Consider the following 18,785-nt stretch of genomic DNA (forward strand, 5'->3'; position numbering starts at 1 on the left):
GAGATAAAGGGGTTTGTCTATATATAATAATTAATATTGAGCTTCACAGCAGAAAATCTGATTTTTACCTTTGTTTTTGGCTTTCATTAACGATCTTTCGACTTGATCAATCAAGTCTGTAGGTTGTAGGGAAGCGTTCGGAATCATAGATACGCCACCAATCGTTACGGTCATAAATTCACCTGAATTGGATGAGTCACGTGGAATCTGTAGAGCAAGCACACTTTGACTGATTTCTTCAGCTAGACTTCCTGCCTGTTCTTGATCTGCTCCAACTAACATTACTGTAAATGCACCACCGCTAAATCGAGCAATCGTCGCTTCATGGATACTTCCAATCATCGTGAGTACATCAGCTACCCATTGTAAGCATAGATCGCCACCATTGAGTCCATGTACCGCATTGTAAGCACGTAGACTGTCCAGATCTACCAATAGTAAAGCAAGAGGTTTTTGCTCGGTTATTGCATTTGCCCAGTTTAATTCTAAGGCTTTTTCAAAAGCAGGTCGATTAGGGATATCCGTTAATGGATCGGTTGCGAGATAGCTATGCAGTTGATCAGATAGTGTAGTATAGGCTTCTGTCTGCTCAACATTGGAAGCCATCAACCGTGCAATCATCATGACGGAAGGTTGACCACCATACGTGATCGAAGTTAATGTTACTTCCAGTTGCATTACATTCTGATCGACATCGGTAAAGAATCCATTGGTTGAGATAAGCTGTACTACATTTTCCTGCAATTCTTCCAAACTTTTTTGCATATCTGTTTGAGATGATTTACTGATATATTGAGCGAAATCTTTGCCAATCAGACCTTGTGTACTTTTAGCTCCGAATAACTCGACAGCTTCACTGTTCGAATAGATAATTTGCCCATTGGTAATCGTCAGAAAAGCAACAGGAGACAGTTCCATTAATTGCAAATAGCGTTGCTCATTTTGACGTAAAATACGTGCATTTTGCAGTGCTAATTCTTCTACTTGTTGCAATTGATTCTCTGTTTGCCGATGAACAATCGTTTTGAGTTCAGGCAAGATGTTGATTTCTTTTGTTTTCCACGGGAATGAAGTCGACTGAACCACTTGTCTCCATTTCTCAAAAGATTTACGTGGAGAAAGGCGCATACCATCATTATCTTGAATCACAGCTTTGACTGGATCTCCTGCCCATTCTACAATTTGAAGCACTTCAGGGCGGAACCAGATAATATAATTTTGTTGCCCTGGAGAAAGAGCAAGATAGAGCGCTCCAGATGCTTTTTCTTTATAGGCTTTGGCAGGTTCATAATCTAGACTAAGACGCGAATTAGCATAGACGTAATTTTTGGCTTTGCCACCTAACCAACCGGCAAGTTCGCGGACTTGTCCAGCAGTAGGGGTCTGTCCATATAACAATAATTTATCCTGATAGCTAATGGCTGCGCCAGAAGCACTCATCAGATCAAGCAATGTTTTTTCCTCTTCTTGTAATTGCTCAATCACACGTACAAAGCTGGTATTACGTATAAATACATCTGCAATTCGAGCAGCCTGACGGCGCATTGCTATTTCAGATTCATAATCATCAATCTGTTGTCGTTGATACAATTCGCTAGAGAAGAACGAACCTAGAAAATTACACAGGTTACGAACACGGTGAGGAATATATTTAGGTGAATAATGGTGACAGGTAATTAATCCCCATAGCTGATTATCATGAATAAGCGAGATCGTTACCGTTGCGCCAACGCCCATATTATGCAGATATTCAATATGCAAAGGAGAGACACTACGCAAAATAGACAGACTTAAGTTGAGCGGCTTACCCGTTATCGGTTGCACTGTAGGGATAATCTCTACTGGCGTATAATGGACATCTACAATGGTACGTAACCAATTGCGTAGATATAACTGACGAGCTTGTTTGGGAATATCAGAAGCCGGATAGTTGTGTCCTAGAAAAGGTTCTAACTCCGCTTCTTTTGCTTCAGCAATGACTTTACCATTCCAGTTCTCATCGAATTCATAGATCATCACACGGTCATATCCAAGCATTTGTTTAATTTGCTCTGCGGCAACCTGACTGGCTTCATTACGACTCTTAGTCTGCTTGACCCGTCCAAAAAAGGTACGAATCCATTCAAAATCATTCGCTACCGTATGTTCGTCAATCGTATCTAATTCGAACTCTAAAATAAGCAGCCCTTCACTTTCATGCAAAATCACAAAAAATTCAGTAATTGTATCCTGAACATTAATATTCAAACGTGTATATTGTAGATCAGAAGTAGATTGTGTACTGAGATCATATTGGAGTAGAGCGATAAGTTGTTCTTCACCGATCAGTGTAGCGAGAGGTTGACCTAATAACTCTTCTGCTTCTACACCGAATAAAGTCATCGTATTGCGACTAGCTTGTACAATGGTATGCTCATCATCTTTGGTGATGGCTAGTAAGACACCATGAGGTTGAATTTGCCCGGGAATATGAATCGGTTCTTTATCACAATTGGTCAGATCGATCGGTTCCTGAGTTGTAAATTTACCTTCGGTAAGAAGTGTACGATTTAATAAATCATATTCATTATTATTTGTACCAGCCATGGATTGGTTAGCCTCCTGTAGATCATGATGTTATTCTTTTGCTAGTTAGGATGGGTACTTAACCATAGATCAAGTAATCGGAAAGTTTCTTTAGCGGTAGATATAATGTTTTCTTTATCTTCTTCGGTGACGCCTGTCTGCAACAATAGATCACGAAAAGCCGACCATTGGGCACGAGTCTCTGCACCATACGCATTAAAGTAATGCAGACCACCTTCAGGATCAACAGGCAAGAACTTCATTAACTGCTTCGTAATAATCTGTCCACCCAGTGTAGACCCTTCGATCACATAAAAAGCTCCATACATTCGTGCAGGCGTTGAAATATCCGGTAAGTCTGTGCACAAAGGCAATTGGTGTATCTCTTCTACAGTCATACCTAAGTGAATCAAATCTTGCTCCAACAAAGGAGATTTGGCACGTACGTTCATATCAAAACCAGAATTAGACCCAAGCTTACCCATATGCTGGACAGCTTGTTGTTCTAAAGGTTTTAAAAAGCCATAGAACTTCGCAAGATAAGTGCGATACTCATCCAAAGTGAGCGATTTCGCCATAATACCTTTGGCATAGAAATTACCTTCTATTTGTTCATGGTATACAGCCGTATCTTTGCGTAAGCGATCAAGTAATTCAATTGTCATTTATCATCTCACCTTAATATTGATTAATAAGTTACTTAATAATAAGTTATAGAATTACAAGGTATGTCTATATTTACGATTAGTATCATCCAGAAAATACGAACTATCGTACATCGATCGAATAGAAAAAATTGGATCGCTGGGGAGTTAAAGTATAGTACAAGCATGTGATGAATACAACAAAATGAGGATAACGAAATTAGGTTTCTTCTATAGAAGCAACACATTTGCGTACTCATTTTCATTCTATCTATTTTATCATGTGTATCGTACTGGATGAAAGTGCTGTTTAAGTGAAATTAGCCCAATCTATTCATTCAAAAGTGTCTAAAATTTGAAATACAAGTAGCCGTATCTAAAAACAATGAATATTACTCAAACATCTCTTTCGGTCTTTGAGAGCATATGTCCAAATATACTAAGCCAGAAGAACGTTTTATGAAATACAATTGGAAAAAATAATCACAATATAGTAGGTGTCAGTATATCTTCTATAAGTATCTAATCTGTAGAACTGAAAAAATACCGTAAGTAAGGATGTGAAATGTATTGCTATGGACATATTAATCTATAGTTTTGCTATTTTTATTGTCGGTGTGATCGTCCTCGCTTTTTATACAACAGTGCAAAGTTTTAAAATGAAAAAGCCTACTTCGATTGTCTGGTGAAGGAGACAAGAAGCAAGCTTTTAAAGTTGCTATTATGTTGTGCTAAAAGAATAAGTACATAGATATCCTTTTGTATAGCTTTACTGTTTCCGTTTCAAATAAGAAATAAACACGATAAACCCGTATAAGAACAGTCCAAATAACCCAAGCATGACTATCCATAACACAAACGGCAAAATCGCTCCCCAAGCCATAAATACCCTCCTCTATAGATCATCCATTTATCTTTTATTCCATTTTATACTATTTTTTTATATAAAGTGAAGAAAATAATATGTTCTTTTAAATCCTTTAAAGTTTCCACAAATTTATAATTTATACATACTGAAAGATCAATTAAATGATAATTTAAGTTTAATTTTACTGTTTAACTATATATGGCAATAGGGATACCAAAAATACACTAATTCAAAATTGACTATACAAGGAATCAAGAATATAATTTCAATAATCTAAAAGTTTACAGTAGAAGGATGTTTTCACTATACATAGATGGAGGGCTTTTAGTGGAAAAAGCTAAGACTATCCAGCACGAACTAAAGCAATTCCTGATAGAAGAAAGTATGAATATAACTGAGCTTTCAATAGCAACAGATATTAACCGTGGCATCTTAAGTGGAGTCATTAATGGTAATCCACCCAAAGTTTTGTCTATTAAAATGCTAGATACACTTACTGAATATATGAAATTACCTGAAGGATATTATTATCATATTTATATTGAGGATTGCTTTCGTGAAGGGGCACATGGACGTAGATTAAGGCCATTTTTATTACGTTGCGCAGCTATTGGAAGAACAGATTGTGTAGAAGACATAGTTAACCGATTAGCCGATGATCTCAAGCAGATCGGATTTATTTTTGATGTTGGTGAAGAAATGTATCAATTAGTCTATTACGAAGCAGCAGCTGTTATGTATAAATGTGTTGTTCAAACGGAGAAATCTAACCAATCGGAACGCTTAGGTATTAGCTATTATCGACTTTTTCAAATGAACCGTTCTGATAATAAATTAGGCGTCAAATCAGCTATGCAATTTATACCTTATCGCCACCGAATCCCGGAACATTTGGCTTTAAATGGACTACTAATGCTAACGCATTTTTTTGCAGTACGAGAAGAATTGGAAGAAGTTGAAAAGTACGCAGACGAATTATATAGTCTATCTCATGCTATTTATGAAAATAAAAGTTGGAAAGTTGAAAGCTTTATAACAGAAAGACCATTTGTCTACTATTATGGACAAAGCTATCTTCTTAAAGCAACTTACTATGAACTTACTGAGAATTATGAAGAATCGAGAAAATGGATAACAGGGTATAGTGATTTAAGTTGGTTAGACGATCTAGACGACGATGGGAAAAAAGAAGTTAAAAAATTTAGTTTTTTTGCTAAAGCAAATTTATTGTCTATTGATGTGAAAACTGGAAATAAAGATGTGCTTTCTGAGTATGTTAAGCTTCTAAGAGAGAATGAGAGTGAGATTATTAAAGGAATAACAGCTTTATTGGAGTCAGCTAATAAGTACAAATATTATATAGACAATACATTAAGTTCTTTTAGTGATTACTTAGAAGATAAAACTACACATGTAGGAATGACAGGGCATTATAAAAAAGAATTTCAGATATTAGATTATTCTAATTTAAATCAGAAATATGCAATTTATTGTTTTAGAAAGAAGGAATATTCTAGGGGAATAGCTAAATTGTTAGATAGTATGCAAGATGCAGTACAAATTCAAAGTAAAGAAAGTATTAGCAAGTCAATGGGTTTATTCGAAGTTTTTCGTGCATTTGCTTCCAGTAAACAAATTCAGCAATTTAATAACATCTGTAGAAAGGAGTGCAAAAATGAAGCAGAGACTTATGGTCTGGACTTCAACATCTTTATTTATTAGTCTGTTATTTTTATTAGATAATATGAGTATTATACAAACTTTATCACACGGATACGGAAATTAAGTCAAAAAGCAGATAACCATTTAAGGTTATCTGCTTTTTATTTTGAATTAGCATATGTAAAAAATTCACCTTGAATCTAAAAATGGTATTTTTGTTAACTTATACTAAAATAAGGGGACGTAAGGCGGGGCTATTAATTTTGCTTAAAGAGAAGGAGGGAAGTTGAACTTTTATTGAGGAGAATACATTGGAGTGTATTAATGACTAGACTTATTAATAGGAATGACAATTATAAATATGCCATTCCCAGTTCAATTACTGTTTTCTTTTTAAATATCTTATAAAGGTAATGAATCCATAAAGGAAAAGACCAAATAATACAATACCGAATGCGAACAATACAAATGGCAAAATTGTACCCCATTCCACAATAATCACTCCTTTGTTTGATCTATATATACCATATCACAAAGATGCCAGGAGGAAAAATTATGCAGAAACTCATTTATGGAGTACTTACACTAGTCTTTTTCTTTTCTTGTATTTCGGTAACTTCAGCAAGCGAAAGCAAAGATATTAAAAGTCCTGCTCAATCATTAAGTGTTGCAGATATCGTCGATCCGTCATATTTAACAAAATATGCTGGGAAATATAAAACGTATGAAGAAGTACAAAAAGCAGCAGGTATTGAAGGTAGCTTAACTAAAGCACCGCAAAAAGAAATAACTTCACAATCTCTTTTGAAAATAAATTCTGTTGATGAATATGCTGCATATGTATTTTATTCATTAGACCAAAGTGGTAAAGAAGTAAGCGAAGAAATAAGTGATAAAGTAACACCTACTGCTTTGGAAAATTGGGATATTATGATTTATGATGGTAAAGTTTTTTCTATCGTTGGATATGCTGATGTAAAAGTAGAACTATGCACTATCACAAATGTTAGCGCATATTCAAAATTAAATGGGTTTGTACCAATGACTCAATGGATTCCAGATCCTGTGACAATATCTCGTCCAGATAAATATACAGCAAAAATATTTTATTCTGGAACACAGCGTACTGGTGTAGAAGTAGCTGGAACACCAATGTATCAGAACTTTCACTACACAGCTACCTTGAAAAGATCAGCAATTTGTCATCCGCAAGGCTCTTAAAAAATAAAAAAAGGACATCCTATTCTAAGATAGGGTGTCCTTTTTTATTGATATTATTAAATTACCTTAAATTCTAAAATAGATTTTTTATTATCTAATACTAAAATAAAGAAAAGGATGAAATTTTAGGAAGGTTGTGAGAAGGATGCAAAAATATAGTCTCATGATCAAAGTCGAAAAAGAACGTGTTAAGCTTCATCGACTAGTTAATAAATACGGGCTGGCCGATCTCAAAGTTTTAAAACAATCTCAATATTTAGACACCTGTCTCAATGCCTATAGAAAAATAGAAATCCAGCATAACAATGATACAAAAAATAAAATTCGCTATTAATTTTAACGACGATCTAGATCTGATTGAAAATATATCATGTATATAAATTTACAATAAATTCAAAACGTAAATAATCAATCTTTTAAGTACTCTATCAACTAAATAATTATTCTACCTTTTTGAAATAATTTAAGTTACTTAATTAAAAAGAAATATTAAGAACCAAAAAATAATCCTAAATTATTTAGTATTTTATCCGATTAATAAATATATATGTAATTTATCCTTTTATATACAATTAAATAATAAATTAGGATGTACATATTTAATCTAAAAGAAAAAGGGGATTATATGATCAATTGGAACTTTCCTTCTAACAATCATGGTCAAAGAGCAGGATTAAACGATGCTGGAATAGAAACTTTTAAAAGCTCACCACTCAATTCATTAGCTAGAGAAATTATTCAAAATTCTTGTGATGCTAAAAATCATCAAATTGATAAACCAGTAGAAGTTCATTTTACTCTAGAAACTATTAATACTTCTGATTTTCCAGATAAAAACAATTATATTGATATACTTAATGCATGTAAAAAATTTTGGGAAAATGATACAAAAACAATTAACTTTTTTAATGAAGCTTTAAAAAAAATTAATGGAGACAAATTGTTTATTTTAAAGATTAGTGACTACAATACTACAGGATTACAAAATGCAGGCCAAGATCGAATTGGTGAATGGCAAAATCTTATTAAATCTGTTGGTTCTTCAAACAAAGATGCAGGGTCAGGAGGTTCTTTTGGGATTGGAAAAAATGCTCCTTTTGCATGTTCTAGTTTAAGAACAGTATTCTATGGGACCAAAGATATTAAAGGAATACAAGCTTTTCAAGGAGTTTCTAAGTTAGTTACACATGAAAGTTTAGATGAAATTGAGACTCAAGGTACAGGATATTATGGAGAAAGTGGAAAAAATTCTCCTATATTAGATCCAAATCAAATTCACGAATTCTTCAAAAGAGATGAAATAGGTACTGATGTATTTGTAAGCGGTTTTGATATGGACAAAGATTGGGAGTCAAAGATAATAAAATCAGTGTTAGAAAATTTTTTTATTGCAATTTTAGATAAAAAGTTAGTAGCAAAAATAGGAGAAAACGAAATTAATGATCAAACAATTTCTGAGTACCTTGAGAAGTATACTAAAAATGATAAAGAATGCCTCTCATATAAATATTACGAATCATATACTCTTTCTAATGTAAAACGTTTTTATGAAAAAAACTTTGAAAATCTAGGTGAAATAGAATTTCATGTTTTGATAGGGAATGATATGCCAAAAAAAGTAGCTATGATGAGAAGTACTGGTATGAAAATATATGATAAGGGTGCATTCAGAACAGTTTCTAAATTCGCGGGTGTATTAATTGTTAAAGGCGATCAAATTAATGAATTTCTTAGACTCATTGAACCACCTGCTCATGATGCCTGGGAACCAGAAAGGCATGAAGATCCAAAATATGCAAAAAGTATAATAAAAAAGCTATATAAATGGATGTCCGAGAATATTAAATCAATTACTTTAGATAGTATTCCTGAAATGTTAGACGTAGAAGGTTTAAATGAATATCTTCCTGATGACCACGAGAATGGAACTTTAAATCAATCTAATAGTGAATATGGAGAAAAATCAATTCCAAAAGAAATAAAAATTATTAGTAATCCTCTTAAAATAAAAAATCCAACATTTGAGGAAAGCGAAAAAGAAAATGCAAAAGAAAATAAAGGAAGGCTTGATAATCAAGGAAATCAATCTCATTATGAGAATGCCCTTGTGCCTTCCAATAAAGCTAATGGAAAAGAAAAAAAAGATAGTGATCCTGGAGCAAGAAAGTCTAATAATGATGGTCATTCAAAAGATATTATTATTGATGATAGTGAAGTTAATAATAACGCAAAAAATAAATCTAGTGAAAATATATTAAGTAAGAATCTCAAACTTACGCAAAAAAGAGTTTTTTGTGTCGACTCTAATCAAGGTTTGTATAAAGTATCACTTCGAGCTGATCGAAAGGGACTAATAGATTTATCTTTTAGAATTAAAGGAGAATTGGATGGAGAGATAGTCGAAATCAAATCAGCCATCTTATTTGATTCAAAGCAGGAGTTAACTTTGAGTAATGACCATAAGAGAATACTTACAGTGCCTTTTATGAGAGGTAGTAAAACCGAGTTGGAGATAAGTTTAAAAGAAACTGATCGTTATGCGTTGGAGGTAATAATGTATGTTAATTAGTCAGCGTCAATATCCTTATCCAGTATTATCTTATTATTCAGATGATATTATTAATAGTTATTTTTCCACTAATCTTAATTCTTCCGAATCATTAGAAAATTATTCATTCGAAGCAATTTGTGATACAGATTGCAAAGGTATTACAAATATTATTAATGAAAAAAAAGCTAAATATGCTTTTTTAATTGATTGTTCTTCTACTAGATTTAGAAAATTATTTAGTTCATACGATCCTAAATTTAATTTTGAAATACCTTCTGAAAAATTGGAAGGAAAAGTAGAAATTTGCTCATTTGTATTAGCTTCAGAAAATATGAAAAATTATTTTTTAGAAGAATTTCATGAGGATTACAGTGGAACTGTTTTTTCTGTTAATGCAGGAGATATACTTGCAATTGATCGGGACAGAATTTTTCATGCAGAGAAAGATATAGATTCTTTACAAAAAATACCTTCTATATTTTCAGTACAACCAGATTATAATGATGATGCTCCACATTTCGATATTGATTCCTCAGGAGAAAAAATAATTATAAAACTTTCACAAAGTAATTATAAAAACTATAGCTTAATTTCATTGGATCATAATTCAAATAAATTAATAGCTTCATTATTTATAATTCCTGCATTAGTACAAACTTTTGAAACTATAAAAAGTAACGATAGCATTGATTTTGAGGATTTAAGATGGTACCACGTAATTAATAAACATCTTTTGAAAATTAATATTGATATGAGAATGGGCGATTTAGAAAATAATTCTAGCATACTAGTAGCACAAGAATTAATTGGTAATCCCATAGAAGAAGCATTAAATTTTTTAAAAATTATTGTGGAGGAGGTATAAATTTGAACTTAAAGTATGTAAATGACAATACACTTGAAAAAATGAGAATAAATATTGTAAGTAATTTAAATAGGTATAAATCTAATACACCTTGGATTGATAATTTCATAGGAGAACCTAATTGGAGCTTTAATTCAAAAATCAATATCCGAGATATTGATTTGCACTTGCCCCAAAGCGATACTTTACATTTTGACATTGAGAATACAATAAAAGTATATGATGCATTAAAACATCTTACTATTATTCAAGCGATTGATGAAAGGTTATGGGTTTATTTAACTCATGAGATATTTTGGAATTATATGCGTAAAAGATGGCCTATAGAATCTTATTTAAGTAATGAAAAACCAGAAGATTCTATTAAACAACGTTACTTCTTTATGAGTAATAAAAGTAGAGCTTTAGTTCGTAACGGAATAGCTCGTTTATGGTGGTATGGATATGTATCATATGATGAAACTCGTGAAGATCATTTTGAGTTGACTAGATTTTTGCTGTCAAAGGCAGATATTGCACAAAATCTTTTAGAAAGAACATTTTCTAAAAATAAAAATGTAACTAAAGCAGTTCTATCGGTCTTACTTGAAGAAAAAAAAATATATGATAATTCTATAAATAGAGAACAGTTTAGAAGTTTAATGAAATATTTAAATCAATTAGGTGGAGTAACCATATTAGATGCATTAGAACAGAGCGATCTTGAGAAAATAATCAAAAAGAAATTAGATATATTAAATTAACCAAAAGCCTCTTATCAGTAAAAACTGAAAAGAGGCTTTTAATTTTAAATATTAAAATAAAATATTGTGTAGGAAAATGTACACTCATGAGTATATTAGAGAGACCAGAAAAATAGTTATCATAAAGTAAGGAATAAGTTGCGAGAAGGTGATTAGAATGTCTGATTTATTTAAAGGCGATAAAGAATTATTAGAGTCATTGATGAAAAAAATTTTAATTTATAGGTTTACAAGAAACATAGATAAAATTCTTCATGATAATAAGATCAGTCATCATGAAATTAGTATGAATTCTGGTAGAAATAATAACTGGTTTAATCGTACATTTAATGATTTAGAAGATATGCGAATTTCCTCATTCTTAAAAATGTTATCTGCAATGAATAAATTATCAGGTAACACTAAAAATCAGTTGAAGCCATTCAATTTAGAAGACATCCTTGGTAATGATGTACTTGATATTAGTTCGATTTTGAATGATTTAAACTCAGACGATCTAGATCATTTACTTCAACATGATAAGGAACTAGCTGAATCTTTAAATAATTTAAAATTTTATTTTGATACAATTCAAGGATTCGATAGCATTGTTTCAAAAGAAGAAATTGATGCTTACGATCGCATTATTAAAATAATAAATCATAAGGAGGATGAAAATGGCTGAACGTAAAATTTGGTTTATTACTCGTCCTGAAAGAGATCCTAAATTTCATAGAGAAGCATTATTAGCTTTATCTGATGCAACAAATAGTTTTAATATTAAATGGTCTGCTAATAGAGAAGCACATCTTGAGTATGAGCGTTCTCTATATAGACACGGTGTCAAACGTGAGAATGTAAGTAATGATGGATCAGGCGGAAGAACATGGGCTGCCATGTTGAAAACATTCTCGTATATATATACAGATGATCAGGGATTTTTAAAGTTGACGAAAGTTGGAAAGAAGTTAATAGAAGGTAAAAAGATTAGAGAAAATGTAACGAAGCAGATCTTAACTCTCCAAATTCCTAATGCTTACTTTCTAGAATCCGGTTTTCGTCCACAATTTGAGTCTAGTTTTAAAATTCGTCCAGCCAGATTTCTTATTAAATTAACAAATCAAGAAAAGCTAGATTATTATCTTACCAAAGAAGAAATTACTTTTTTCGCTTTGACTGCTCAAAAAGATAATCAAATAGTTGAAATCACAAATAAGATTTTTGATTTTAGAAATGCTGATTCAGTAGTAAAGAAAAATATGAAACAAGAAGTAGCTACCCAATTTGATCATCGAGAACGCTCAGATAAAGGAGCACGAGATTTTGCTAGTGCACACGGAGATGTAGCACACACATTCATGCTTATTAGTGAGTACACAGGTTTAGTGGAATATATTCGTGGAGAAGCCATTCGTATTGAACCGAAGAAGTCTGATGAAGTTACTAGCAAAATAAATGAGTATGATTATCGCTTTCCTTTTAATTCTCGATATCTTATTTCTCTTCAACGTATGGCAGAAAATAACGGTTTAGATATTGAAAGTTATAAAGTCAATAATTATGAAAAAATTCGTCCAGCAACTAATAAAATTAAAAGTTATAAAAAAGCTAATAGTTTACTTTCTTCATATCCTAATATTGATGCATTAAGTCACGAAGAATTAATAGAAATTTTTGAGAATGAATTCTCATTGAAAGAAGCCACACAACTTGCAGATGAATTCATAAAAGTAGAACATAAAACATTAAATGTTGATTTTGTTGAAGAATATTTAAATGAATTAAACAATTTAACTTTTGAAGATAAAACTGGTGAAATATTTAAGTCTATCGGCTTTGAGGTGGAAATGCGTCCTAAATCTATGGCTAATGTAAAAACTGAAATCGAGATTCTACTAAAGTATGGAGATAATATTATGGGTATTGTAGATGCTAAAAATTATCGTACTAAATTTAATCTTTCTGCAAATTTAGTTTCACATATGGCATCTGAATATCTACCAAATTATGATGAATATGATGGAAGAAAGATTAGTTTTTTTGGTTATGTAACTGCTTCAAATTTATCAGGAGAAAAAAATCTTGAAAAGATTACTCAATTAACAAAAAGAGTAATAGCAGATCGATCTATTGAAGGATTTATGCTTAGTGCAAATGTTCTTCTGGGATTTTTAGATTATTGTATTGATAATAATCTTTCTGAAAAAGAACGAGTAGAATTATTTCTAAAAGCTATTAATAATACTGGTTATACTACAATTGGAAAATTCTTATCAGCTATAGAAAAATGAAAAAGGCAGAGCGCTTATGAGCACTCTACCTTTTGTTATACAGTACTAAAATCAAGTTCTGGTTCAAGAACGAAATGTCCATCATTCCATTTAGAATCAATACTTTCATATTCAATACCGGCGAATGTTTTTAATATAGCTTCGATAATAACTTTTGCGCCTTCAGGAGGAACAGCCATTCCAATTTGTTGTCTTACTTTTTCTTTACCACCTTTAAATTCATAGTCATCTGGAAAAGTTTGTAATCTTGCACGTTCACGGTTAGTTAGTGCTCTCGGTTCACTCCAATGATACATATGTGTTCCACCGCCACCACTACCAGTTACAGTATAAGAAGGTTGTTCTGGATGAAGTCTTCTATAGATCTGACTCATTTTTGCACCTTTTACATTTAACCTTAGTTCCAAAGGTATACCTTCATACCATGCATTTTTTCCAGCAGGAATATGATTTAAAAATTCAATCACTTTAGATGTATGCCTTGTAGGTTCCACATTAAGAGCATCTATAGGAATAGGCGGTATTGTTAAAGCTTCTAATGCAGTTTTATAAGGCAGTTTACCTATTCCATGAGTAGGAGCAGGTACACGGAATTCTTTATTTATATCATTTCTAATTCCAACTATTATTATTCTGTGTCTGGTTTGAGGTACACCATAGTCTTGGAATCTATATAAATGAGGAGTGATCTTATATCCAGAATCTTTAAGATCGCGCAAAATAACATTAAAAGCTTGTCCTTCATTTGCACTTTGTAAACCAGATACATTTTCAGCAATAAACCACTTAGGCTGAAACCTTCTTAACACCTTAATTCCATAAGTATATAAAGGTCCATAATCACCATTGAGCCCTTTTTTTTCACCTACAATACTATAATCGTTGCAAGGAAAACCAAAAGTAAATGCATCGACGGGTGTTAGTTTTTCAATATCTAGTTCTTTAACATCTTGATGAATTACTGATTCTGGACGATCTGGACATATATTTTGTATGAATGTTTGGCATGCTGATTCATCAATATCGTTAGCCCATTCATGCTCGACTTTATATTCTACGCCATCCTTATCGATGACTTTTGCCATCTTAGCCCCTTGTGCAATACCACCTGGGCCATTGAAAAATTCACCTTTTTTAAAAATCATGTAGCCACCTCCTAAAGAAAATTATAACTTATTGTCTGAAAAAAAGCAGCAATAATAATTTTTTATCAGAATATTTGTTCTTATTTAATTTTAGATGCTAGTTCTAACAATAGCAATAAACTATATAAATACTACTTATGGTGAAAATACATGTATTTCAAATATGAAAGGATTTTAATATGAATATTACATCTAAAGTGTCTATAAACGATGTTCATAAGTGTTATGATTTTGCTGAGAAAATGTACCATAATCAGGCGGCTAGTACAAAACAATTTGGTTCAAAAATATTAAGAAAAAAGGAAGATTATATAGCAGATCATGTAAGAGGAAAAATTGTAGAATTTGGTTTCAAAAACTTTATGAAGAATAATCTTAATCTTGATTTTGAAGTGGATTTAAAAATTTATGATGGCCATCACAATCACGATGATGGAAATGATCTTGAAACAGTTTATATAAAAGGCGAAAAATATAGTTTTAATTTTAAAACAGATATTAAAGGAATAGCCTCTAATTCTCAATGGTTATTAATTGAAAAGCATAAGTTTTGGGCAAAAATTTATGTTGTTTGTAAAATTACTAACTTCGCAAGTGGTAAAGATTTTGAAAAAAAATTATACGACTATCGAGATAAAGAGTGGCATGTAGATATTCTAGGATATGCTTATAATAAAGACATCATTCATAAAGATACACAATTGCCTTGGATCGGTTTTAGAAAAGGAGAAAAACTATACAAAGGTTCTCTGATAAATAGTTTGAAACCTCAAAAAGAAAAACTTGATCCAAAAGAGTTTGAAAAAGTTTTAAAATCTAAATTGAATGAAACAAGCTCTTCAATGTCTTATATAGGTTTTCCTTTAGATTGCGAATACAATTATGGCTATCCAATAAAATGGTTGAGACAGAATTGGGATAGCTTTAAATCTTTAATTGAAAATCATTCTGAGATTAAAGAAAACTAGAAATGGAGAATGATACTTATGATTGATATTAAAGAAATGAGTTCAAAAGAAAAAATTGCTATTGTTTGTATGTATTATGCTCGTCTAAAAAGTAGCGATGAACGTTATAAAGGAAAAGTTTTTCCTGCTTTGAGAAGACTATCAGATCGATATAATATTAAATTTAATTCTTTGAGACAGCAGAAAGATCATTTTGATGCTAATTTTGATACTAATGATAGGAAAGGATATTATCAAAGACCCTTAGCTAAAGCTAATAAATTTCTTAATGAGATTTATTTAACATATAAAAATATGCTAATTGATGATCACCAGAAATTGATTAATTTAATTTTAGAAGAAATCGAATTAGAAGGTAAGCCATTTTTTACTATTAAGACTAAAATATCTGAACAAGTAGAAAAAATTAAAGAGAAAGAAAGTTCAATAGAGTTATTAGGTTTAAATACGCACAAAGCTGATTTGAGAACTAATCAATTAATCTTTATAGTACTTGGTGGAGATAAACCTAAATGGGATACAGGATTGATTGGTATCGGAGTTATTTCAAGTGAACCATATGATGAAAATTATTATAAGAATAATTATAAAATTAAAATAGACATGAAAATTGTTTTAGATAATCCTATCAAAAGAGAAGATTTAGTACCTTATAAAAATACTTACGATATTATAGGAATCGGACCTATTACGAAATGGGAACCTAATCAAGCTCTCACAAAAGTTCCAGAACATAAAGCAATTTCACTTATACGTGCAATGTTAGAAATTAATCCAAGTATAGAAGAAGAATTATCAAGAATAATTAGTGAAGAATTAATGGAGCGGGTAAAAGGTTACATTACAAAGTTAGTCCCTATTCAAGTTGATTACGGAGAGGATATAAAAGAAGAACTTGATGAGGATGTTATAGAGGAATTACCAAAAGAGATCAATTTTAAAGATTTGTATGAACCTGATTTAACGAATATTTTGTATGATTTCTCAATGTCTCAAAAGCCCGTCATTAGTATGAGAAATTTTATAAATTCGAAAAAACATACTATTATGATTGGACCTCCAGGTACAGGTAAAACTACTCTAGCTGAGAGAGCTTGTAAAGAGGCTGTAGCAAATTTATATATAAGTGGCTACATAATGACAACTGCTATAGCAGATTGGAGTACGTTTGATACATTGGGGGGATATATGCCTGATGAACAAGGAATTTTAGTGTTTCAAGAAGGCATTTTTCTGAAAAGTATACGAGAAAATAAATGGCTTATTATTGATGAAATAAATCGTTCAGAATTAGATAAAGCATTAGGCCAACTTTTTACCGTATTATCAGGTAAGGATGTAATACTTAATTATAAAACTGAAACTGATAACGGATATAAGAATATTAGTATATGTTATGGAACTTCTAAAGAAAGTTATTATGATTCTGCTTTGGCTACTTATTTTATTGGAGATAATTGGAGAATTATTGCTACCATGAATACATATGATAAAAATAGTCTTTTTATGTTGTCATATGCATTTATGCGTCGCTTTGCTTTTATATATATTCCCGCTCCTACAATTGAAGAGCTTTACAAAATAATAAATGAAAAAACAGTAGGAGAGGATCAAAAAGCAAATATTCTCAAAGCTATAATTAATTTTTCTCCCAAAAAATTGGGTGCAGCAATTCTTTTAGATCTTATTCAATATCTTGAGATTGCAGGTTATGATTCTGTTATGGAAGGTATTTGTTCACTTTTAATTCCACAGTTTGAAGGTATTTCTTTACAGGAAATAAAGAAAATATTTAAAGATTTTGGTTCATTATTTACTAGTGAGGATAGAGATTCATTCAAAGAATTTTTATGTGAATTTTTTGGTATTAATGAGAGTGATCTTCTCAAAATTAAATTTACTGATGATTTATTAGACGATCAAGTAGCTATAGAACTAGGCGATCAGTATGAATGAAGTGAAAGATTGCTGGAATATTAATATCCATAAACAAATGATTGAGTATTCGAGTCGTTTATTATGGCGTTTTATTCAACCAAATGCAAAAGAGAGTGAAGCAGAAGATACTTTTCTCAATTTAACAGGTCTTAATAGAAAAGAATTAGATATGCTTGCAGATATTCGATTTTTACTTTCGAAAGATGTAGAGAATTTTGTTAATAGAGTTGCACCTGAAATTATTAATCGCCTATTAAAGAATTCTAATTATAATCAAGTTATAGATAGAGGACAGGTTAGAGGGAAAATTCATTGGCAAAAGACAATTAGCGAAAGAGCAATGAATGGATACGATAAGAATATTTATGTATATACAAAAAAAAGACAATCTTTTGATTTACCTGAAAATCAACTTTTTCTCTATATTCTGAATTATATTTATGAAAAATCAAATATATTTTCATCTGAAGAATATTTTTATTTAACATGGTATTCAGAAGTAGAAGTGAATGATAAATGGATAAAAAAAGTTAGTATCATTACTACGAAAATTAATAGACTTTTAAAGAATTCTTATATCAAACAAATTATTCAAACAAAAAAAATATCTACAGAAGCTATATGTTTATCTAAAAAATCTAGAATTTTACACTATAAAGAATTAGGGATATTAGCAGAACGATTATTGTTTTCTAAAGAGCATCCTATTTATTTTCTTAAAGAAGAATTAAACAGTAATATCCTTGAACCTCTTAATAAAGATACACTTTATGAAATAGCAGTATTATTTAAAGTAATTCAAACTGCTGTTGAGATTGGCTGGAACGAAAAAGAAATAGGTTTGATTGGTGGAAAATCAAAAGCAGTAAGTATATTAAAAAAAGAGAATATGACTCTGAAGTTATATTTTCAAAAGCTTCCTATAGAAATGTCTAAATGCAGTATTTATGGTGAAATTATTAAAGGTTATGGATTGAGTGAAAGATTACGTAGACCCGATATTATTTTAGAGTTTGATAATGGAACCATTAAAAAATTTTTAATAATAGAGGTCAAAAGATCAAGTAACCCTAAATATCTTGTAGATGGAACATACAAATTATTGGCTTATATTAAAGATTTCGAAGGAGTAAGCCAAAAAGGATACAAATTAAAAGGGTTATTAATAGCATGGAATAAAATTGGTATAAGAGAATACAATTCAGAAAATGAAATCCATCTTTTTAACTGGAGAAATCTTCACAAAGGATTATTGATATCTTTGTCTGAATTGTCTTCTACAAAATAACTTTAAATTTTCTATTTGAACGTGTACGTTTTTTACGTGCACGTTTATTTTGTAATA

At 31.1% G+C, this 18,785-nt stretch carries 14 protein-coding genes; 11 read left to right on the plus strand and 3 right to left on the minus strand.

Annotated elements, in window-relative coordinates; translation table 11 throughout:
• Nucleotides 1-30: 30 nt before the first annotated feature.
• Nucleotides 31-2,586, minus strand: coding sequence for a diguanylate cyclase domain-containing protein (locus PO903_RS09775; RefSeq protein WP_273593284.1), 2,556 nt, complete (start codon nt 2,584-2,586; stop codon nt 31-33).
• A gap of 41 nt (nt 2,587-2,627) precedes the next feature.
• Complete coding sequence (locus PO903_RS09780; RefSeq protein ID WP_273593285.1) at nt 2,628-3,230, minus strand: biliverdin-producing heme oxygenase; 603 nt, start codon at nt 3,228-3,230, stop codon at nt 2,628-2,630.
• A 1,174-nt stretch (nt 3,231-4,404) separates the two neighbouring features.
• Between PO903_RS09780 and PO903_RS09785 the strand changes: the two genes are divergently transcribed.
• The 8 genes from PO903_RS09785 (at nt 4,405) to PO903_RS09815 (ending at nt 13,389) form a co-directional block, all read left to right on the plus strand.
• Nucleotides 4,405-5,799, plus strand: coding sequence for an XRE family transcriptional regulator (locus PO903_RS09785; protein WP_273593286.1), 1,395 nt, complete (start codon nt 4,405-4,407; stop codon nt 5,797-5,799).
• A 495-nt stretch (nt 5,800-6,294) separates the two neighbouring features.
• Nucleotides 6,295-6,960 (plus strand): hypothetical protein, encoded by a 666-nt coding sequence (locus PO903_RS09790; protein ID WP_273593287.1) that lies wholly within the window; start codon nt 6,295-6,297, stop codon nt 6,958-6,960.
• Between the two features lie 163 nt (nt 6,961-7,123).
• Nucleotides 7,124-7,294 (plus strand): aspartyl-phosphate phosphatase Spo0E family protein, encoded by a 171-nt coding sequence (locus tag PO903_RS22295; protein WP_350339087.1) that lies wholly within the window; start codon nt 7,124-7,126, stop codon nt 7,292-7,294.
• A 291-nt stretch (nt 7,295-7,585) separates the two neighbouring features.
• Nucleotides 7,586-9,529, plus strand: a complete 1,944-nt coding sequence (locus tag PO903_RS09795) for a hypothetical protein (RefSeq protein WP_273593288.1) — start codon at nt 7,586-7,588, stop codon at nt 9,527-9,529.
• Nucleotides 9,519-10,376, plus strand: coding sequence for a hypothetical protein (locus tag PO903_RS09800; protein WP_273593289.1), 858 nt, complete (start codon nt 9,519-9,521; stop codon nt 10,374-10,376). The genes PO903_RS09795 and PO903_RS09800 overlap by 11 nt, the downstream gene beginning before the upstream one ends.
• Before the next feature lie 2 nt (nt 10,377-10,378).
• The gene (locus tag PO903_RS09805; protein WP_273593290.1) at nt 10,379-11,119 is read left to right on the plus strand and encodes a DUF6339 family protein; all 741 of its coding nucleotides are present in this window, start codon (nt 10,379-10,381) and stop codon (nt 11,117-11,119) included.
• 157 nt (nt 11,120-11,276) lie between these two features.
• A complete protein-coding gene (locus PO903_RS09810; RefSeq protein WP_273593291.1) occupies nt 11,277-11,783 on the plus strand; it encodes a hypothetical protein in 507 nt (168 codons plus the stop codon).
• Complete coding sequence (locus PO903_RS09815) at nt 11,776-13,389, plus strand: AlwI family type II restriction endonuclease (RefSeq protein ID WP_273593292.1); 1,614 nt, start codon at nt 11,776-11,778, stop codon at nt 13,387-13,389. The genes PO903_RS09810 and PO903_RS09815 overlap by 8 nt, the downstream gene beginning before the upstream one ends.
• Nucleotides 13,390-13,424: 35 nt before the next feature.
• Here PO903_RS09815 and PO903_RS09820 read toward each other — a convergent pair whose 3' ends face one another.
• The gene (locus PO903_RS09820) at nt 13,425-14,534 is read right to left on the minus strand and encodes a DNA cytosine methyltransferase (protein WP_273593293.1); all 1,110 of its coding nucleotides are present in this window, start codon (nt 14,532-14,534) and stop codon (nt 13,425-13,427) included.
• A 179-nt stretch (nt 14,535-14,713) separates the two neighbouring features.
• On the opposite strand from PO903_RS09820, the gene PO903_RS09825 reads away from it, so the two are divergent.
• From PO903_RS09825 to PO903_RS09835, 3 genes are read left to right on the plus strand one after another with little or no spacing between them, the layout of a single operon-like run.
• Nucleotides 14,714-15,502, plus strand: coding sequence for a hypothetical protein (locus PO903_RS09825; RefSeq protein WP_273593294.1), 789 nt, complete (start codon nt 14,714-14,716; stop codon nt 15,500-15,502).
• Nucleotides 15,503-15,520: 18 nt separating this feature from the next.
• Nucleotides 15,521-17,458: an AAA family ATPase gene (locus PO903_RS09830; protein WP_273593295.1), complete on the plus strand. Its 1,938-nt coding sequence runs from the start codon at nt 15,521-15,523 to the stop codon at nt 17,456-17,458.
• Nucleotides 17,451-18,728 (plus strand): hypothetical protein, encoded by a 1,278-nt coding sequence (locus PO903_RS09835; RefSeq protein WP_273593296.1) that lies wholly within the window; start codon nt 17,451-17,453, stop codon nt 18,726-18,728. The genes PO903_RS09830 and PO903_RS09835 overlap by 8 nt, the downstream gene beginning before the upstream one ends.
• Nucleotides 18,729-18,785 lie beyond the last annotated feature (57 nt).

This window comes from Paenibacillus sp. PK4536, from assembly GCF_028594455.2.
Classification (GTDB): domain Bacteria; phylum Bacillota; class Bacilli; order Paenibacillales; family Paenibacillaceae; genus Saccharibacillus; species Saccharibacillus nuruki.

Coding starts and splice junctions, on each gene's coding strand:
- PO903_RS09830 (WP_273593295.1), top strand. CDS start 15,521: ATGATTGATATTAAAGAAATGAGTTCAAAAGAAAAAATTGCTATTGTT.
- PO903_RS22295 (WP_350339087.1), top strand. CDS start 7,124: ATGATCAAAGTCGAAAAAGAACGTGTTAAGCTTCATCGACTAGTTAAT.
- PO903_RS09825 (WP_273593294.1), top strand. CDS start 14,714: ATGAATATTACATCTAAAGTGTCTATAAACGATGTTCATAAGTGTTAT.
- PO903_RS09810 (WP_273593291.1), top strand. CDS start 11,277: ATGTCTGATTTATTTAAAGGCGATAAAGAATTATTAGAGTCATTGATG.
- PO903_RS09780 (WP_273593285.1), bottom strand. CDS start 3,230: ATGACAATTGAATTACTTGATCGCTTACGCAAAGATACGGCTGTATAC.
- PO903_RS09835 (WP_273593296.1), top strand. CDS start 17,451: ATGAATGAAGTGAAAGATTGCTGGAATATTAATATCCATAAACAAATG.
- PO903_RS09820 (WP_273593293.1), bottom strand. CDS start 14,534: ATGATTTTTAAAAAAGGTGAATTTTTCAATGGCCCAGGTGGTATTGCA.
- PO903_RS09790 (WP_273593287.1), top strand. CDS start 6,295: ATGCAGAAACTCATTTATGGAGTACTTACACTAGTCTTTTTCTTTTCT.
- PO903_RS09815 (WP_273593292.1), top strand. CDS start 11,776: ATGGCTGAACGTAAAATTTGGTTTATTACTCGTCCTGAAAGAGATCCT.
- PO903_RS09775 (WP_273593284.1), bottom strand. CDS start 2,586: ATGGCTGGTACAAATAATAATGAATATGATTTATTAAATCGTACACTT.
- PO903_RS09800 (WP_273593289.1), top strand. CDS start 9,519: ATGTTAATTAGTCAGCGTCAATATCCTTATCCAGTATTATCTTATTAT.
- PO903_RS09795 (WP_273593288.1), top strand. CDS start 7,586: ATGATCAATTGGAACTTTCCTTCTAACAATCATGGTCAAAGAGCAGGA.